The following is an 18041-nucleotide window of genomic DNA, read 5'->3' on the forward strand; positions in this document are numbered from 1 at the left end:
GGTACCATTCTCCTATTCGGTACGAGAAAATCAGGCGATCGCACCGCCGTCCGCGGTAAGAATGGCGCCCGTGATGACACTCGCAGCTGGACTTGCGAGAAATACGACAGCGTTCGCGATTTCGCGCGGTTCGCCGTAGCGCCCCAAGGACGTCAAGCTCTTCTGCAAGTCTGCAGCTGGTCCATCCGCCGGGTTGCTCTCCGTGTCGGTTGCTCCGGGTTGCACGAGATTGACCGTGATGCCACTCGGACCAAGTTCACGCGAAAGACCGCGTGTGAAGGATGTGAGTGCTGCCTTGGACATTGCGTATGGTGTAATGCCGGGAAACGGTACCCGCTCACCCAGAGCCGAGCCGATTGTGACGATGCGACCGCCTTTGCCGAGATGCGGGATGACGGCTTTCGCGAACAGGACCGGAGCCCGTACGTTGACATCCATCAACGTCTGATACGCTGAGAGATCAAGGTCCGCGACCATTCCATTGTGGCCAATCGCGGCGCTGTTCACAAGGATGTCCAGCCCGCCCAAAACGGAGAGGGCCTCGCTTACTGAGCTAGCAATTGCCTCTGGGTCGGCACTGTCGGCCTGGATCGCAGCCACACGGCGTCCCAACTTTTCGATCGCTTCCGCTACCTTTGAAGCCTTTTCGGCGGAGCGTTGGTAGGTGAACGCAACATCCGCGCCGTTTTCCGCCAACGCCAATGCAATCGCAGCACCAATTCCTCGCGACCCGCCGGTTACCAATGCACGTTTGCCTTTGAGATTGATCATATTTCTGTTCCTTTCTCCTAGATAAGTTGATGTGTTCCAGACCATTTGCGAAATACCGAAGCTGCGAACCGAACTAGCGAACAATATTTTGTGGAGCCTGCTGGCATGCGGTAGGGGCGCGACGCGCAAAACTCTGTCGCGTGAGCTGGAACGCTGGGACTGGCTAATTAAACCTGTACCTGTCTCCCGCGTAGCTTCATCATTGTCTCCTTTTCTATGACCCTGAAGCTCAACTTGACCGCGAGACTGTCGTATCGAGCTCAGACATGTCTGATCAGGAAGCTCCGGATGAACTGAGCAATCTCATTCGCGTGTGTTTCCAAGGCAAAATGCCCCGTATCGAGCAGATGGACCTCTGCGGCGGGCAGGTCACGCTTGTAGGCCTCGGCACCCGCCGGTACGAATGCTGGATCATGTCTGCCCCAGACCGCCAGGAACGGTGGTTGATGATCCCGGAAATATGCCTGAAACTCTTCATACCGGTCGATGTTTGTTCTGTAGTCGAGGATAAGATCGAGCTGAATATCTTCCGCACCCGGCCGCGACATGAACGCGATATCAAGCTGGTAGCCATCGGGCGAAAGTCGCTCCTTTGATGTCCCGGTGCGGTATTGCCAATTCTCGATCACCTCAGGAGACAGGGACGCTCGACATGCCTCTCTGTTTTCGGCGGAGGGGTCCCGCCAATAGGTCTCCCAAGCGATCCATTCTTCACTGAACCCGTCGATGTAGGCGTTACCATTCTGGCTGATTATGGCAGTGATCCGCTCCGGATTGGCCGTCGCCATCCTGAAGCCCACCGGTGCGCCGTAGTCGAACACGTAAAGTGCATAGCGGCTGAGGCCGAGCGCCTCTGTAAAGCCTGTCATGATGGCGGCGAGGTTATCGAATGTGTAAGCAAACTCCCCACGTGGAGGAGAGATCGTTCGACCAAACCCGGGAAGATCTGGTGCGATGACCCGGTACCGATCTGCCAACAGCGGGATCAGATCACGGAACATGTGGCTGGATGACGGAAAGCCGTGAAGGAGAAGAAGGACCGGCGCTTCCTTCGAACCAGCCTCTCTGTAGAAAACCTCGATGTCTTTAACCTTTTGCGTTTTGTAGCTCACGACCATTTTGGAACTCCTTCTCAAAGGTCTCGGCAAACCAACAGTAACGGATGGATGTAAAATACGACCGAACGGTCGGTTGTCAACCCTTTAAGGTTGTTGTATCAAGTGTCGTAGAACTCGGCTCGGAGAAAACGTATGAAAGTCTTGAGAGAAACGATCGTATCAACTGCGAGGGAATTGTTTCGATCGAAAGGGTATTCCGGGGCGTCGATGAACGACCTCGCGGATGCCGTGGGCCTGAAGAAATCATCGCTATACGTCCGCTTTCCCAACAAAGAAGCTCTCGTTCCGGCGGTCCTCGATCTCACCTTGCAAGAGACATTCGGTCAAAGAGACCTCGGCTCCCGGCAATGGGACGTAGAATTCATCGAGGTCATAGAACTAATTGCAGCCACTCTCATTGATCGCGGGCGATGCGTAGGCCTGCATCTGGCTTACGGCACAAGTGACGATACCCCGATTGCGAAGGATGCTGTTCGAGCCTTTTTCCAAGCGCACCGCGATCATCTGTCGAGCATCTTGTCCCGCGTCATGCCTGTTGATGTGGCTCGAGACATCGCAACCGACACGTTAGCCCGATTGGAAGGTGCCACAGCTTTTGTTGCGATATTCGGCGAGAAGGATGCCATGAAGCGAGCGGTTCGACTTTCCATTGAAGAAGCCCAAAAGGCGGCCGAAACCGAAAGCTTGGTCTGACCGCTAGTTATTGATCAGTGGTATTGGCCGGAACGCTACCGCGTCAAAGTGGAGTGACGGGGTGGCGGGCACGGAAGTCATCGCAGCTCGGAAACTCCGACCTGCCACCTTGAGTACGAGGGCCATATTCCTCAGACGGTAATTTCGGACCCGTCCGGGTTCGCTTTGATGGAATACTCGCCGCTATATCTGAAACTGCGGACAGTTGCGAAAGTATCTTCCATAAACTGCACATAAGACAGTTTGCCGTTTTCACCGCGTGCCAGAACCGAGAAAGGCGACGTCACCTTTTTACCCAACACATTTGACGTGTAGGTGAACGTGCCGAAGATCGCTGCGCCGTCCTTATTTTCGAAACTGTCCTGGATTTCGAAGTTGTCTGTCGTCCAGTAACGGCCGACATCGATAAAAGTCTGAACTAGCCCTTCTGTACCTTCGTTGGTACCGGCCCAGGGCATGATCCTCTTCAGCTCCGGGTGCTCATAGTTCAGCGAAACGTAAATGAAATCGTCCGTCGTGAATTGTTTGACGAAATCTAGGTCAGTCGGGTTCGACAAGATCGACTGCAGGATTGCCAGAGGTGAGTTTGTCGACGCAGGCGCGACTGTGGAATGCTTCTGGGAAAGAACGTGTGCATTGGTGGACATTGATGGTCTCCTCGTTGCGGGTCATTAAGAAATTTAGGTGTCAGCGTTGCTTTAAGCCCGGGTTCAGCGCGATGTGCTTGTGTTCGATGAAATCGTCGAGCGCAGCAAGGCCGTTCAAGCGGCCAAGACCGGACTGCTTAAAGCCGCCTTCCTCGGTCCCGTCGTAAACTTTCGCCCAGTCGTTTATCCACACTGAGCCGACTTCAAGCGCTTGTGCGACACGCAATGATCGGTCTACATCGCGCGTCCAGATGCTAGCCGCGAGGCCGTACTCGTTATCATTGGCGAGTCGAATCGCGTCCGCCTCATCGTAAAATCTCTGGATCGTCAGCACCGGACCAAAAGTCTCCTCCTGTATGATAGGGAGACTATTGTCGGAGACTTCCAGAAGGGCGGGGCGGAAGAACGCTCCGCTTGCGAGCAAACCCTCTTTGATGGGACCGCCACGCTCGACCACCTTCGCCCCGGCTGCGATAGCTGCCTCGACAACACCATCAACCCGCTCGACGTTAGCGCGGTCGATCAAAGGCCCCATGTCGCTGGAGGGGTCGGCGGCGGGGCCGACTTTGACGTTGCGCAACCGCTCAGCCAAGCCGTCGCGAACGGCCTCGTATTTGCCATTCTCCACGAGCAAGCGGGAGCCCGTCATGCAGAATTGGCCGCTAAAGACCGTCAACGCCTTTTCCAGAACCGGCAAGGCGGCATCAAGGTCTGCATCGTCAAAGACGATCATCGGCGTTTTGCCGCCGAGCTCCATTCCGAAGCGCTTGAGATACTTTGCGCCGGTGCTGCTAATGGCTCGTCCCGTACGGGTTGATCCGGTGAAACTAACGACCGGAACCTCCGGCGAGTCTACGAGATAGGCAGAACCCTCAGGCCCGCTCTCAAAAAACAGATTGATCACGCCATTCGGCAGGTCTTCTGCTTCGGCCATAATCTCGGCCATGACGCTTGCCGTCTGTGCGACTTGCGCCGGGAGTTTGATGACGGTGGTGCAACCAGCAGCCAGCGCTGGAGCCAGCGAGCGGATCGTCAGAATAACCGGAGAGTTCCAAGGGGCGATGACTGCCGCGACCCCCATCGGTTGCCGAAGGATCAGGGAGATGCTCCCCGGCTTGGGTGTCAGTGCCCGTCCACCTTCGACCAGCGCAGTCGCTGCCGAGTAGCGAAGTTTGCTCGCAACCATGTCCAATTCGAACGCGGCTTCTGCCTTCACCTTGCCATTCTCCAACGACAGAATTTCAAGCAGTCTGTCGCGGTTTCGTTCAAAGGCGCAGGCTAGTTGATCGAGCACGCGCGCCCGTAATTCGTGATCGTGGGCCCACATGGTTTCACGAAATGCCTTAGAGGCTGCTGCCACCGCAAATTTCGCTGCCTCCAGACCATAGTCGGGGTAATGGCCGATTACGTTATAGGTCGCTGGGTCGATTGACTGTTGCAACTGACCTTCTTGGCACTGGGATCCGTTGATCCAATTGAAGGCTTTGCGGCTCGTTGCGCCGTCGGGAGTCATTATCATATCTCTGGATCCTCAAACGTTTGCGTGATCGTCCAAGAAGGACGAGATTAGAGCCGGCGTCTCGATTGCCACCGCACAATTGCCTTTTCGATTTTCGCGACAATTGTCCTCAGTGCGGGCTGGCTAACGTTGGTGACAATCGGCACGATCATGAGCGTTGCGGCCAATACACGCAGTGGCAGTGGCCAGTTTTGCGTACGGTCGCCCACAAGCCAAATAATCAGAAGGACGATCGGGTAGACGGCGAGCCAAACCATCACGGTCGTTTTCAAGCGTTCGAGTATCACCTGCCGCACGGGGTCATTGCTTGCTTGATCCATTATCCGTCGCGTTGAATGAACAACGATGGAGGATATGTGCGTGAGTGAATGACATGATTATCTCTTCCCAAAGCTTTGCTCGACACTCTGGCGGCGATTTGCGCCAGCGCTTGCATATTGGAGAATCTCAGCAATTGACGGAATGGGGGTACTCGTCGCATCATACCGGACATAATGTCGTCAATCGTCTCAATAGATTCCCTCAGCGGCCTTGTCGCGTTTTCAGTCGCCGTCGAAACCGGAAGTTTCGCGGCGGCGGGAAGGAAGCTTGGCCTATCCGCATCGGCCGTGGGAAAGGCGGTGGAGCGACTTGAAGCGCGCCTAGGTTTGCGGTTGTTAAACCGTACGACCAGATCACTAGCCGCGACCGGCGAAGGGGACATTCTATACCGATACGTCGCGCGCATCTTGAAAGAACTGCAAGATGCTGAGCAAGAGCTTCATCTGGTCCAAAAGGCACCCCGAGGTCGCCTCAAGGTGAGCGTGCCCACAGTCTTAGGACGCAAGATTATCATGCCGGCGCTCCTCGATTTTCGGACCCTCTTCCCAGAGGTGACGACCGATATCAGCCTTGATGATGTGAAGGTCGATATTATCGAGGGTGGATATGACGTGGTGCTGCGACTTGGTGAGCTAGACGACTCGATCTTACGCGCGCGAAGAATCGGACCACACACATTCATAACGTGCGCCTCACCCGAATATCTTGCCCGCCGCGGCATTCCGCAAAGTCCAGCAGATCTCCATGATCATTGTTGTGTTTATTATCGTTTCCCCACCACCGGTCGGCAGGAGGTTTGGGCGTTCAAGAATTCACACCAAGCGGTGCCAATCAAGCCCTGTGTCGTTCTGAACGACGGCGAGGCACTTGCATCCGCGGCACTTGGTGGATTGGGGATCATTCAGGCGCCAAGCTATCTCGTAAGCGATGATATTGCGGCGGGGCGTCTCCAAGCCGTTCTCACAGATTACACGGACGAACGTGGCAGCGTTTCGCTTGTCTGGCCCCCTATGTCGGCGAGAGCGCCTAAAGTTCGAGCCTTCATTGATTTTATGGCCGAGCGCGTTTCTCAAAAGCTTTATTGAGGTAGCACCCAAGATCCGTTGCCCATCGCCATCAGACAAACTGTCTGTTTAGTTTTTATGGCTTAGCGAAAGGGCAACGTGGAAATGCCTTTGATAAATCACGCAGAAATGCACGGACCGAAGGTTCGTATCAGTTCAAGGCGTGCATCTGAAGTGAGAATTCCAATGAGGCATGGATACGCATTAATTACCCACCGTCGTGGCAACTGAACAATGCCATCAACGACAAGATGGTGCCGCAAGCGGGCTGGCAGCTTACGGCATCCAAGGTTGAGATGGCGGACATTTGAGTATGGGTTAGTCGTGACTAAAACTGCTTTCACCACACTACGTCACTCCGCCGAGTGGTGGCGGATCGAGATAGATTGGCTTTCCGCTGGAGAAGCTTTGCTGAACCTCCCTCGTAAAATCATCAACGAGCACGCGATGCCCCGCGCGACGGGCCGGGCCGGTCCTATAAGACACGCGACCTAGACGACGTTCTAGCAGGCTATTTGATTATGGTGCAAAGTGGAATGAGTGGAGAGCTAGTAGGTGGTGGTATTTAGTTAGCTCCCACTCTCCCATGTTACAAGTCACGGACCCGCTGGCGTGTGTTTAGGTCAGCGTGCCGCCATCAACGGTCAGGATGGTTCCGGTGATTTGTCGGGCCGCACCAGATGCGAGGAATGCTACTGCAGCCCCGATATCCTCCGGCTCGCCGTACCGGCCAAGCGGAATTAAGGCACGCTGGAAATCTCCGAACTCGCCCTCGGCCGGGTTCATTTCCGTGTTGGTTGATCCCGGCTGAACGAGGTTGACAGTGATGTCACGAGGGCCAAGTTCTCGCGCCAGACCGCGGGTAAATGATTGAAGTGCCGATTTGGTCATTGAATAAACCGTCGACGGTCCGACAATGCGTTCTGCGCCTGCGGAGCCGATTGTGACGATCCGGCCACCTTTGCCAAGATACGGCATCGCGGCTTGCGATGCCAGGACCGGGGAGCGAGCGTTGACAGCAAAAAGGGCGTCGATCTCGGCGACGGTGAAATCCGCCACATCCTTGTAGATCGCGATAGCCGCATTGTTCACCAATATGTCGAGGCCGCCCAATGCCTGCGCCGCTTGATCAACCGACCGCTTGACCGCCTCGGGGTCCATGCTATCAGCCTGGATAGCCAACGCCTTGCGCCCTTTGCCTTCGATCGTTGCGACAACTAGCGCTGCCCGATCAGCGGCGCGTTCGTACGTGATCGCAACGTCGGCGCCTTTTTCGGCCAGAGCGATCGCGATCGCGGCCCCAATGCCGCGGGAAGCACCAGTCACAAGCGCACGTTTACCTGCTAATTCACTCATCGATCATTCCTTTCGTTATCGACAGGGGAAATGTTTCGCCCGGCCGCCTTGCGGTGGGCGTCTGTACGGCCTGCCGCCGTACGATTATTTTCAGGTTACGCGATCAGGACCGGCAGACCCCTCAAGCGGCGGTTGTCCATGTCGTCATGCGCTCGGGCTATCTCATCGAACGGATAGCGTGTGGTTTCGAGATCACTGAAAATGCCTGAGCGCAGCGCATCCCAGAGCTGAGAAGTTGCGATCTCGACTGCCGGTCCCCGGACGTATTGAGGAGAACCACCGCTGCGGACATCTATCTCCCGTAGCACAAGATCGGGGGCCGGCGCTGGCTGACCCGACGCCGCTCCAATCGCGGCAATCACGCCACCATCACGGACGCTTGACACGCCTAGCGGGAAGGTCGCCCGGCCGACCAAATCATAGACGACGTCGACACCGTCAGGTGCGATCGCACGGATCTTGGCGGCGATGTCCGGCTCGCCAGCGCGGAAAGCATGCGTGGCACCGGCCGCGACCTTGTCAAACTTGTCCGGCGATCCGGCGACGCCGATCACGATTGCGCCCAGCGACTTTGCCCAGCGAGACAGGATGGCGCCCACGCTTCCCGATGCCCCAAGGACCAGCACCGTGTCGGCGGACTTGAGATCGTGGAGACCACGCATCCCCATCCAGGCCGTCCCACCCTTCGCCAGGAAGGTCGCCGCAGTCTCGTTCGAGATATCGGCGGGCAGGCGGATGAGCGGCGCGGTCGGAATGATCCTCTCGGTGGCATATGCACCTTCCGAAAAGAAGTAAGCCACTCGGTCGCCGACCGACAGCCCCTCGACGCCGGATCCGACCTTGGTGATCGTCCCGGCTGCTTCGAAACCGGGAACCGCCGGCAACGCCATCGGATACTGGCCCTTTCGTATCATCGTATCGACAAAGTTGAGGCCGATCGCGTCCTGAATGAGCCTGACCTCGCCGGCTCGTGGCGCGCGCAGGTCTTTCTCGATGATTTGCAGGACGGAGGGGCCGCCGGTTGACTGCATTTGAATGAATTTTGACACGATATCGTCTCCCGGTTTCAGATGGCTTGCGGCGCTTCCGATTGCAGACGGATGGAGCGCAGCGATGTTCAGTCAAACTTGACGAGGTTGAGAGCAGGCAACGGACCGCGCCGGGGAACTGAACCAATTGGCCGCCGATCGATAGGGAGCCGAGATCGATCCCGAAGAAGCCGATGCGGTCGATGATGGCGGCGACCTCCGCTTTGGCCCTAGTGTCGTCGCCGGAATATAACAGGACTCGCCTGCCGCCTTCCGACTGGGGGTCGCCCGACAACTGTTCGGGCGTTAGATGGTTGAACGCCTTTACGACGCGCGCGCCTGGCACAAGGGCGGTGAAAATATCCGTGGAGGTGCGGCCGCCAAGGTCCGCAGGTCGGTAGAGCGGCGCTTCAATGGAGTTGTTGGCGTCGATTACGATCCTGTCGTCGAAGTTCAAACCGGCGAGCGCGCCAGGTATCTTTGACCACGGGACTGCCACAAGAACGATGTCTTGCGCTGCGGCCTCTTGCAGGCTTCCAGCCCGGATCGTGCTGCCGAGCTTCGAAACAAGCGTCGTGAGGCTTTCCGGTCCACGGCTGTTTGCGATCACGGCTTCGATTCCTGCCTTGCCGAGCGCCATGGCAAATGCGGCTCCTATGTTGCCGGCTCCGATGATTCCAACGGTCATGATCCAGTGCTTCCAAGTCAGTTAGCGGTTGTTTTGGCGGCGGCCGGTCCTTCTGCTCCATCCTTGGCCTGATGCCGCTGGTGTCGCAGAAACCCGGTGTTGCTGTTGACCCGAATATGACTGGCAAATACACGCAACATAAGTCATAGATGGATTGTTTTAGTTTCAATCAATGCTTGAAGGCTGATGATTATGGAAACCCTTGCAAACCTTGAGGCGTTCGTCCGAAGCGCGGAAGCGAGCAGCTTTTCCGGGGCTGCTCGGCGTCTTTCGATCACACCGGCCGCAGTCAGCCGGAACGTTGCGATGCTGGAACGGAACCTCGGCATACGGCTGTTTCACCGCTCGACGCGGAAATTGACCTTGACCGAGGCGGGAGAGTCCTTTCTGGCAAGCATCGGCGACAGCCTCAACCACCTTCAGGGGGCAATCGACGGGGCATCACAAACGAAGGGTGAGCCTGTCGGCGTTTTGAAGCTCAGCATGAGTTTAACGTTCGCTATGGGATACGTTCTTCCCGCACTGCCCGACTTTCTGGCCCGTTATCCGGGCATCAGACCTGACTGGCATTTCGACAGCCGCAAGGTCGATCTTATCGCCGAGGGCTTCGACGCCGCGATCGGCGGTGGTTTCGAACTCAATCCAGGCATCGTTTCCACGACGCTCGCACCCGTACACGTTATCGCAGTCGCATCGCCCGGCTATTTTGCTGGACGTCGCCGGCCGGCCAGCCCCGCCGATCTTGCCGATCATGCCGGGATCTTGATGCGATCCTCGAATTCGGGCCGGATCAGGCAATGGCTAATGCGCGACGCCCAAGGGCGCGAAGAGCGCGCGCTGCTCAACGAAACGATAGTGATGAGCGACGCCGCGCCCATGGCGCAGGCGGCAATTGCGGGGTTGGGCATTGCATTGTTGGCCGTACCCGATGTGCTGCCGCATTATGGAAAGTGGTGCGCTCGAACGAATCCTTCCAAAGTGGTATGCCGATGCCGGATCTATCTCGCTGTACTATTCAGGCCGCGTACTCCAACCGCTGAAAACCCGCGCTTTCATCGACTTCTATACTGAATATTTCCGTAGTGAGCGTCTTAGCGCCCGATTTGCAGGCAGTCTCCAATAGCGTCCACACTTCCTCGTCATATTCTCCGAAAACCGCGCATCGGGACCGCATCAAATCCTTCTATACTCAATAGATGCTTGAATATGATCCAAATGATATGTCGCTAATAGCTTAGGGAAGGAATGCGCAAATATTACTCCACAGAAGCACTAAGCACGAAAATGGAGTGAAGAATGACTGAAGTAACTTCTACCCGATCCCTCCCGCTGAGCGGCAAGACCGCACTTGTTACCGGTGGCTCGAGGTCTATCGGCGCATCGATCGTCCAGCGTCTGGCAGCGGATGGCGCCCAGGTCGCCTTCACCTATCGCGGATCGCCTGCGAAGGCCGAGGAAGTCGCTGTCGCAATCGAACAGGCAGGCGCGCGCGCGCTGGCCATCGCGGCTGATGCCGCTAATCCGGATGCGATACGCGCCGCCGTCGCCGCGACGGTCGATAAGTTCGGCGGCCTGGACATTCTGGTGAATAATGCCGGTATTGCCTTTGCCGGTCCGATCGACGAAATCGCATTCGATGACTATCAGGCAATGCTCGCAGTCAACGTAACAGGCGTTTTCGTTGCCACGCAGGAAGCCGTACGCCATATGAAGGATGGCGGCCGGATCATACAGATCGGCAGTTCGATCACGAAATATGCCGGGGTTCCTGGGCTGTCAGCATACGGCCTCACCAAGGGGGCAGTCGCCGGCTTCAACCGGAGCTTGGCTCATGACCTCGGGCCACGCGGCATCACAGTCAACACAGTGCATCCGGGCCCAACCGACACTGACATGAACCCTGTTGATGGCGAGTTTGCCGCTATGCAAATCTCGCGTATCGCGGCGGGCCGCTATGGAAAGCCTCACGAAATTGCGAGCGTTGTCGCATTCCTTGCAAGCCCGGAAGCCTCCTTTGTAACGGGTGCCGACATTCGGGCCGATGGTGGTTTTACGTCCTGAAAGATGCCGGAGCGAAATGCAACATTCGCTTCGACGACCCAATCGATTTCCACACCTCACCAACCAATCAACGGCTCAACGCGGGCTTTGACAGATACGGTTGCAAGACGCCGTTGGATGGTCGCGGGTTGGTGTGGCCGAAAACGACCACGCTGAGTCGAGTCTGCCTTAATCCGAAGGAAATCCCTTGTCTGAGGTAGCGAATTCAAAAGAGCGCAATGATCAGTTTGACGAGCCACCCGCTTCGTGGCTATCCGTGTTATCGCTCGCATTTGGAGCATTCTGTCTGGTCACTGCGGAATTTTTGCCCATTACTCTGCTGACGCCGATAGCGACTGAACTGGGTGTTTCCAAGGGTGTGGTCGATTAGGCTATCACGGCTACAGTTGCTGCAGCTGGATCGCCGGGCCATTTTTAATTTTAGTATCAGGTTTTCTGACCGTCAATAATACGTCAAATCATGCCTTTCAAGCGGAAAGCCGCGTCGATCCGCTATGACCTAGTGTTCGCGCGCGTGTCGGAAGCGGACAATAATCACGTGTCATCGACGGTGATCGAGGATGTTTTCTAGCCCTTTATCCCAGTAGGGTTTATTGCCGAACCGGTTGACAAGCCAATCGATGAACACCCTCACTTTCGGTGCCAGTTCGCGAGAACTTGGATACAACGCCCAAAGCGTCTGGGTTGAGACCAGTGGGTACTCTGGAAGGACTGGTACGAGGGCGCCAGACTGCAGCTCTTCCGATGCACACCACGTGGCCATAAGAGCGATGCCGAGCCCGGCAGAAGCTGCGTCGCGGACCGCGGTCCCGTCATTGATGCGAATGCTAGGGGTGATACGCCGCTCAATCACCTGTGCATCTTTTCCTCGAAACGTCCAAAGATCGAGCGTGCCAACGACGAGGCATGTGTGTTCAGCTAAATCGCCAGGTGTCTTTGGCCGACCGCGTTGCTCGATATACTCGGAGGACGCAACCAGCATCCGGTTGTCTGGTGCAAGCCGTCGCGCAATGAAAGACGAATCACTGAGCTCGGTGTAACGAACCGCCACATCAAAGGCACCTTCGACAAGATCAACGATGCTGTCCGAGATCCGGAGATCGAGGGTCAGTTCAGGATACTGCCTACAGAATTGGGGCAGACCTGGCACAATATGCATCCGCGCGAACGAGGCCGGAGCAGCAACCCGCAATGTGCCGCGAGGCGCGGCTTGCTCTCGCCCAAGCGCCGCTCGAGCGGATTCAGCCGCATTCACAACATTTTCTGCATGCGGCAGAAAGGCGAGGCCGTCCTCGGTCAGGGTCGCTTGCCGTGTCGTGCGATGAAGTAGTCTGGCGCTGAGCTTTCGCTCCAGCGCCGCCAGTCTGGCGCTGGCTCCCGCCGGCGTTAAGCCTACGTCGCGAGCTGCAGCGCTGATGCTGCGGAGTTGGGCGATGCGTATGAACAGGTTCAAGTCGTCTACATCCATGAGGTCACTTTCAAAGCTTTGTTGAAACTGATCCTAAAGCAGGTCAGCTACCAAAGGCAATCGTGGTAAATCATATATCAAGCATCACGACGGCGCCATGGTTGGTGAGCCCGTCAAAGCTTCTATTAAAGGGATATCACCATGACCAAGACCATGAAAGCAGCCGTCCTCACTCGCTTCGGTGGCCCGGAATCGTTCGAACTTTCCGACGTGCCGAAGCCAGTTCCCCAGGCGGGAAAAGTCCTGGTTCGCGTTCATGCCACGTCCGTCAATCCCTTGGATTATCAGGTTCGGCGCGGCGACTATCGCGACTATGTCCCATTGCCGGCAATTACCGGTCATGACGTTTCCGGAGTAGTTGAAGCCGTCGGTCCGGGAGTCACAATGTTCTCTCCCGGAGACGAAGTCTGGTACACGCCGCAAATATTCGATGGTCCGGGAAGTTACGCCGAGTACCACGTTGCAAACGAGAATATCATTGGAAGGAAGCCCGGCGCCCTCAGCCATCTGGAAGCAGCCAGCCTAAGCCTGGTCGGCGGAACAGCTTGGGAGGCCCTTGTCTCACGTGCTGCCCTGAGGGTGGGAGAAAGCATACTGATCCATGGCGGCGCGGGAGGGGTAGGTCATGTGGCAATACAGGTCGCGAAAGCCATCGGCGCAAAGGTCTTCACGACGGTGCGCGAATACAACTTCGAGTTTGCTCGAAGTGTCGGAGCGGATGTCGTCATTGACTACAGGAAAGAAGATTATGTCGACGTTATCATGCGGGAAACCGGAGGCCTCGGAGTCGATGTTGTGTTCGACACCCTCGGCGGTGACACATTGTCCCAAAGCCCGAAGGTGCTCGCGCAACTTGGCCGCGTCGTCTCGATCGTGGACATTGCACAGCCGCAGAACCTCATCGAGGCATGGGGCAAGAACGCGAGCTACCACTTCGTCTTCACGAGGCAGAACCAAGGCAAGCTCGACGAGCTGAGCACACTAGTGGAACGCGGTCAGCTGCGGCCGCACGTGGGCGCAGTCTATTCGCTCGCCGACCTTCCGCTTGCCCATACGCTGCTCGAGAAACCCAACAACGGCTTGCGGGGTAAGATCGCGATTGCCGTTGACCCATCGGCCGACACAGAGGTGCAACCATGATTTATGAGATCGCAGTGCTGCCTGTCCACAAGGACAAGATAAGCGAATTCAGGCAGGCATTCGGGGACGTTGTTCCTATGCTCACACGGGCGCAGGGTTACCGCGGCCATGTTCTCGCCCAAGGGATCGAAACGCCGGAGGTATTCAATCTGATCGTGCGATGGCGCTCGCTTGACGATCATATTCCGGGTTTCGAGGCGAGCGAAGACCACGAGCAGTTCATGGGAGGCATACAGGAATACTTTTCGGAGGAACCGACGGTCTATCATCTCGAGGGCGACGCCTTAGCCGCAAGCGAACACGACAAAGGAGAGGTCGCTGCCTAACACGAGCGACCTCCGCCATGCCAAGCAACAGAGCGTGTGCCAGAGAAGCGCAAGGGAGGAGCCTGTCAGTTTCTTCCGGTGCTCGATCCACACATCAAAAGTATGGGAGATGAGTTCACGGAGCTCTCCTGCGGCATTATCTTACCTGGAAGATAGCACGCAGAAGCGACGTAGGACGTTTGGGTTTCATCTCTTTCCGCGATCAGTTCGCGTCTTCATCAGGTAGGTTTTGCCGCTTGAAGAAGTAATGAAGGACAAAATGGGCTGGCGAAACGACTGCGACCAATTCCCAACCGTTTACGCCTAACTCGTTTAGCTGCGCGACCTGCAACGTCTTCTCAACTGTTAAATATTCCCACGTCATTTTCTACCTCGTCTTTTCTCAATCTACGTTCTCAACGTTTTCATCTCTGGCTCGATCTCGGCGTACGCGGATATCGTAGTCCGGATCCTCACCTTTGTTGGTGTGCGGTGCCAGTCCTCCTAACCACTCCCTGCAATCTGCAATGCGTTTCGCCAGCGGATAGCGAATACGCTGCCCTGGCCGGGTGAGGATTTCAGCTCTATAAAGCCGCCATGCTTTTCGATGATCTCGTTGACCATGCTCAAACCGAGACCAGCTCCGGATCCATGCGGATTCACGCGATAAAACGGTTCGAAAATGCGTGAATGACGTTCCGCCGCTATGCCGATGCCGTGATCTGAAATTAGGACAGCTCCATCGGCCTCCACCTTGACCGCGATGTCGCCGCGCCCGCCTCCATACTGAATGGCATTGCGAACGAGATTGGAAAAGGCGCGGTCCAACGCTTCGTCATCACCTTCTATAGACACTTTGGAGACATCGGTGTCGAAAGAGATTTCATAACCTTCGGAAATCGCGAACGGCGCGAGATCGGCGACGACCTTTGACAGGAGATTGGTTAATTCGATTTTCTTCGAGATCGGCGGGTTCTGTCGATATCGCTCGATATCCAGGAGTTGGTTTGTGATGGCGGTCAACCGCTTGATGCTCCTTTGAATATGATGTTTTTCTTCGCTTTGCGGCAACGTGTCTGCTCGAACCTGAACGATGGCGATGGGCGTGCGCAGTTCGTGGGCTGCGTTAACGAAAAAGCGCTCTGTTTTCTCGAACCCAGCGTCGAGCCGATTGAGAGCGAGATTGATCTCCCTGACGACCCGCAACAGCTCTTTGGGCAGTCCATTTTCGTCTACCACACCCCCACGGGCTTCGAAATCGACCTTGTTCAATCGGTCGGTGAGCTTCCTTAGGGAGCGGAGCGACCATTTTGTCACCCAGGGGACACCGACCAGGGTGACTAACAGAAGTATGAGGGCGGGGACGCCGATTGTTATTTGACCCACCACAAATACGAGCTGGTAAAGGGACATCGACACACCACCAGCCATAACCGTCGCTTCACCAGCTGCTGTCTGAATTTTATCAATTGTGGCCTGTCGATCGGGGGCATCGACGTAACCACGGAGTTCGACGCTGCGAAAATTGTCAAGGAAACCAGCGTTATCGCCGATATCTGTCGGGATCTCGCCGTGTGTGAGTGTTGTGCCATCTGCAAGACGAACCGCAAACCATGATGTAGGCCGCTCAGCCATCACAGTTTGGAGTGCCTGCGTGGGGCTGACCGCGACGACACCATTTTGGTCAATCGTGACGGATTTTGCAATTTCCTGCGGGTACCACGTCGATGGAACCGCGCCACGGGGCGCACTCAACATCGCGATGTATAGAACGAGCCCGAACGAGGCGATGATGGTGAGGAGCTGAAGCGTGATGAAGCCGAGTGTGAAGCGCCAGCGGAGAGAATGATGGGACATGTTATTTCTGCTCGTGGAGGAAGTATCCGACGCCCCGAATGTTACGGATGATGATATCCGCGCCAGCATCCACCAGTTTGCGCCGGAGGCGCGACATGTTGGCTTCCAGCGAATTTGACTGGATCTCGTCGTCGAAGGAGTACACACTTTCCTCCAACGAAGATCGCAGCACCGTTCGCCCGAGGTTCTTGAGAAGCGACTCGATGATCAGAAGTTCTCGTCGAGCAAGTTCCTGCCGGATGCCGTCAACGTAAAGGTCTCGTGTTACCCGATCATAACGGACATTGCCGGTCGTTATGACGTTTGCCTTGGCCTCAGGCGTTCGGCGTGCCACTGCATTAAGGCGGGCGACCAATTCATCGACCTCGAACGGTTTGGGCAGATAGTCATCGGCGCCCCCGTTAAGCCCGGCAATCCTGTCTTTTGTGGATCCCCTGGCGGAGATGATTATCGAGCGCGGTGGATTGGCTGTTTGCCTGATCTCGGCGAGCAAAGTGCTGCCGTCACCGTCGGGAAGCTGGCGATCGATAAGAACAACATCGTATCGTTCGATGGCGATCGCTTCTCGCGCCGTGGCGAGATCCGCCACCGCCGCCAGTGCGAAGTCATGTCTCGAAAGCGCTGTCCGAAGCGCTTCGGTCATTTCGGGATCGTCTTCGACCAGCAGGATTTTCATGTCGCTAAATAAAGTACCTTACGAGATAGATGATTTCAAAGACTTCATAGACTGCGCCTAACAAAAGGAGCGGGACGACAAGGGCGTAAAGCGATAGGACATGCGCGACTGCCGCCATGTATCTTTGGCCGACAGACCGCTTTTCTCCCGCCAAAGGCAGGAAAATGGTGCGACCGGTTAAATAGGCGCCGAAGGCCGCGACGATATAGGCTTGGAACTCAATCAGGACCGTGATGGAGTGAGGGATCATCGCAGCCGCATAAGGGCCAATCGGAGCCAGCGTGACACCATAAGCCGCCGCAAACACCATCGCGAACACGACGCCGAAAAAAGGTACAAGAAACGATGGGATCGAAATGAGCATCACTACGATCCCGAGATTGACCGCCAACGTTGCGGATGCTGCATAGAGGACGTTTCCGCTGATATAGACCTGCACGGCAAGGTCGGTGCGCACTATCCCAGATATCGCATCCAAAACGGATTGCTGTATTTCTGGGGTCAGGAGCGTCACTGTCGTCGTCGCTGCAAACAGGCCGTAAAATGCTGCATTGACGGTAATAAACTCAGTTTTGTGGAGCCGGATGAGACGTAGCGCGTCACGCAATGGATTGAACATGAGCCGTGAGTTCCCGTTTTTTTGGTGCCTTGATCAGATGCTGACTAGGATGCGCATGATCGGTCGAAGGCTGGCGCACATACGTCCCAAGACCGGCTTCCATTAGCCGACGGTTGGTCAATTAAGTCGGACTTGATCAGCTCAAGCCTCCAACCGAACTTGAGCCTAGTCCCGCTGTCTCTCTCTCCTCAAGCGCTCGTGCTGCCGGCGCGCATCTTCCGCCATGATTTGGCTTAGCCTTGCCGATTCAAGGGTCCGCAATTGCGCGTCGTCACGACGCTGCTGCTGCTGGAGCATGCATCCGGTATGAGATGATGATCCGTATCGCGCGCCCATTCCAGAGCAGGTGTCGAGGTCGGAGTAACGTTCCTGTTCCGGTGTCTGGCAGCCGGTCAGGATAAGGAGACCTGCGAAAACCGTTCCGGCACATAGGCGTCGCATGAAGACGTGATCTGGGGAGGCTTTGCTCATTTCATGTACCTTCATTTTAGCTAAGTTGTTCGATTGCGAGAACGAAGCGCGATCCCGCCGGAAGCTTATGGGATTTCACTGTTACGCAGAAATTACGTGATTGCCGGACCAAGTTTGCACTCACCGTTGACCCCGACGCGACGTCATAGTTTAGGCAGTGTGTCGATATTGTTTGAGTGTGGGCGGCTCGCGAGGCATCGAGGTCCGTCGACGATGCGAAGTTCGATATGACTGCACTT

Annotated in this window: 18 protein-coding genes and 2 pseudogenes; 7 read left to right on the plus strand and 13 right to left on the minus strand. The window is 56.2% G+C overall.

The window, feature by feature from the left end; all coding sequences use genetic code 11:
* Positions 1 to 30 precede the first annotated feature (30 nt).
* Both QFZ34_RS06715 and QFZ34_RS06720 read right to left on the minus strand, forming a co-directional pair.
* On the minus strand, positions 31 to 771 hold the full coding sequence (locus QFZ34_RS06715; protein ID WP_307278502.1) for an SDR family NAD(P)-dependent oxidoreductase: 741 nt from the start codon (positions 769 to 771) through the stop codon (positions 31 to 33).
* 260 nt (positions 772 to 1031) lie between these two features.
* Positions 1032 to 1889: an alpha/beta fold hydrolase gene (locus tag QFZ34_RS06720; RefSeq protein ID WP_307278505.1), complete on the minus strand. Its 858-nt coding sequence runs from the start codon at positions 1887 to 1889 to the stop codon at positions 1032 to 1034.
* A 132-nt stretch (positions 1890 to 2021) separates the two neighbouring features.
* Here QFZ34_RS06720 and QFZ34_RS06725 point away from each other — a divergent pair, with 132 nt between their 5' ends.
* A complete protein-coding gene (locus QFZ34_RS06725) occupies positions 2022 to 2582 on the plus strand; it encodes a TetR/AcrR family transcriptional regulator (RefSeq protein WP_307278508.1) in 561 nt (186 codons plus the stop codon).
* 131 nt (positions 2583 to 2713) lie between these two features.
* Here QFZ34_RS06725 and QFZ34_RS06730 read toward each other — a convergent pair whose 3' ends face one another.
* From QFZ34_RS06730 to QFZ34_RS06740, 3 genes are read right to left on the minus strand one after another with little or no spacing between them, the layout of a single operon-like run.
* Entirely contained in the window at positions 2714 to 3229 is a 516-nt protein-coding gene (locus QFZ34_RS06730; protein ID WP_307278513.1) for a nuclear transport factor 2 family protein, read from the minus strand.
* A gap of 40 nt (positions 3230 to 3269) precedes the next feature.
* Positions 3270 to 4748, minus strand: a complete 1479-nt coding sequence (locus QFZ34_RS06735) for an aldehyde dehydrogenase family protein (protein ID WP_307278516.1) — start codon at positions 4746 to 4748, stop codon at positions 3270 to 3272.
* Positions 4749 to 4795: 47 nt separating this feature from the next.
* The gene (locus QFZ34_RS06740) at positions 4796 to 5068 is read right to left on the minus strand and encodes a putative antibiotic biosynthesis monooxygenase (RefSeq protein WP_307278519.1); all 273 of its coding nucleotides are present in this window, start codon (positions 5066 to 5068) and stop codon (positions 4796 to 4798) included.
* Positions 5069 to 5242: 174 nt separating this feature from the next.
* On the opposite strand from QFZ34_RS06740, the gene QFZ34_RS06745 reads away from it, so the two are divergent.
* Positions 5243 to 6154, plus strand: a complete 912-nt coding sequence (locus QFZ34_RS06745) for a LysR family transcriptional regulator (RefSeq protein WP_307278522.1) — start codon at positions 5243 to 5245, stop codon at positions 6152 to 6154.
* Positions 6155 to 6751: 597 nt separating this feature from the next.
* Here QFZ34_RS06745 and QFZ34_RS06750 read toward each other — a convergent pair.
* From QFZ34_RS06750 to QFZ34_RS06760, 3 genes and pseudogenes are all read right to left on the minus strand, one after another.
* The gene (locus tag QFZ34_RS06750) at positions 6752 to 7489 is read right to left on the minus strand and encodes an SDR family NAD(P)-dependent oxidoreductase (protein WP_307278524.1); all 738 of its coding nucleotides are present in this window, start codon (positions 7487 to 7489) and stop codon (positions 6752 to 6754) included.
* Positions 7490 to 7584: 95 nt separating this feature from the next.
* Positions 7585 to 8538, minus strand: a complete 954-nt coding sequence (locus tag QFZ34_RS06755) for a zinc-binding dehydrogenase (RefSeq protein ID WP_307278527.1) — start codon at positions 8536 to 8538, stop codon at positions 7585 to 7587.
* Between the two features lie 68 nt (positions 8539 to 8606).
* Positions 8607 to 9205 (minus strand): annotated as a pseudogene (locus QFZ34_RS06760) (NADPH-dependent F420 reductase).
* A gap of 192 nt (positions 9206 to 9397) precedes the next feature.
* Here QFZ34_RS06760 and QFZ34_RS06765 point away from each other — a divergent pair.
* The 3 genes and pseudogenes from QFZ34_RS06765 to QFZ34_RS06775 all read left to right on the plus strand — a co-directional run bounded on the left by QFZ34_RS06765 (position 9398) and on the right by QFZ34_RS06775 (position 11636).
* Positions 9398 to 10328: pseudogene (locus QFZ34_RS06765) on the plus strand (LysR family transcriptional regulator).
* A gap of 173 nt (positions 10329 to 10501) precedes the next feature.
* Positions 10502 to 11266: a 3-oxoacyl-ACP reductase family protein gene (locus QFZ34_RS06770; protein ID WP_307278530.1), complete on the plus strand. Its 765-nt coding sequence runs from the start codon at positions 10502 to 10504 to the stop codon at positions 11264 to 11266.
* Between the two features lie 187 nt (positions 11267 to 11453).
* Positions 11454 to 11636 (plus strand): hypothetical protein, encoded by a 183-nt coding sequence (locus tag QFZ34_RS06775; protein WP_307278533.1) that lies wholly within the window; start codon positions 11454 to 11456, stop codon positions 11634 to 11636.
* A gap of 171 nt (positions 11637 to 11807) precedes the next feature.
* Here QFZ34_RS06775 and QFZ34_RS06780 read toward each other — a convergent pair whose 3' ends face one another.
* Entirely contained in the window at positions 11808 to 12734 is a 927-nt protein-coding gene (locus tag QFZ34_RS06780) for a LysR family transcriptional regulator (protein WP_307278537.1), read from the minus strand.
* Between the two features lie 141 nt (positions 12735 to 12875).
* Between QFZ34_RS06780 and QFZ34_RS06785 the strand changes: the two genes are divergently transcribed.
* Both QFZ34_RS06785 and QFZ34_RS06790 read left to right on the plus strand, forming a co-directional pair.
* Positions 12876 to 13874: a zinc-dependent alcohol dehydrogenase family protein gene (locus QFZ34_RS06785; RefSeq protein ID WP_307278541.1), complete on the plus strand. Its 999-nt coding sequence runs from the start codon at positions 12876 to 12878 to the stop codon at positions 13872 to 13874.
* Complete coding sequence (locus tag QFZ34_RS06790; protein ID WP_307278544.1) at positions 13871 to 14200, plus strand: antibiotic biosynthesis monooxygenase family protein; 330 nt, start codon at positions 13871 to 13873, stop codon at positions 14198 to 14200. The genes QFZ34_RS06785 and QFZ34_RS06790 overlap by 4 nt, the downstream gene beginning before the upstream one ends.
* 483 nt (positions 14201 to 14683) lie before the next feature.
* Here the strand turns inward: QFZ34_RS06790 and QFZ34_RS06795 are convergent, their stop codons facing one another.
* The 4 genes from QFZ34_RS06795 to QFZ34_RS06810 all read right to left on the minus strand — a co-directional run bounded on the left by QFZ34_RS06795 (position 14684) and on the right by QFZ34_RS06810 (position 17802).
* The gene (locus QFZ34_RS06795) at positions 14684 to 16105 is read right to left on the minus strand and encodes a sensor histidine kinase (protein ID WP_307278548.1); all 1422 of its coding nucleotides are present in this window, start codon (positions 16103 to 16105) and stop codon (positions 14684 to 14686) included.
* Positions 16038 to 16712, minus strand: a complete 675-nt coding sequence (locus tag QFZ34_RS06800) for a response regulator transcription factor (RefSeq protein WP_307278550.1) — start codon at positions 16710 to 16712, stop codon at positions 16038 to 16040. The genes QFZ34_RS06795 and QFZ34_RS06800 overlap by 68 nt, the downstream gene beginning before the upstream one ends.
* Positions 16713 to 16716: 4 nt before the next feature.
* A complete protein-coding gene (locus QFZ34_RS06805; protein WP_307278553.1) occupies positions 16717 to 17331 on the minus strand; it encodes a hypothetical protein in 615 nt (204 codons plus the stop codon).
* 165 nt (positions 17332 to 17496) lie between these two features.
* Positions 17497 to 17802, minus strand: coding sequence for a hypothetical protein (locus QFZ34_RS06810; protein ID WP_307278554.1), 306 nt, complete (start codon positions 17800 to 17802; stop codon positions 17497 to 17499).
* Between the last annotated feature and the right edge of the window lie 239 nt (positions 17803 to 18041).

The sequence above is a fragment of the Phyllobacterium ifriqiyense genome (assembly GCF_030817885.1).
GTDB classification, from domain to species: domain Bacteria; phylum Pseudomonadota; class Alphaproteobacteria; order Rhizobiales; family Rhizobiaceae; genus Phyllobacterium; species Phyllobacterium ifriqiyense.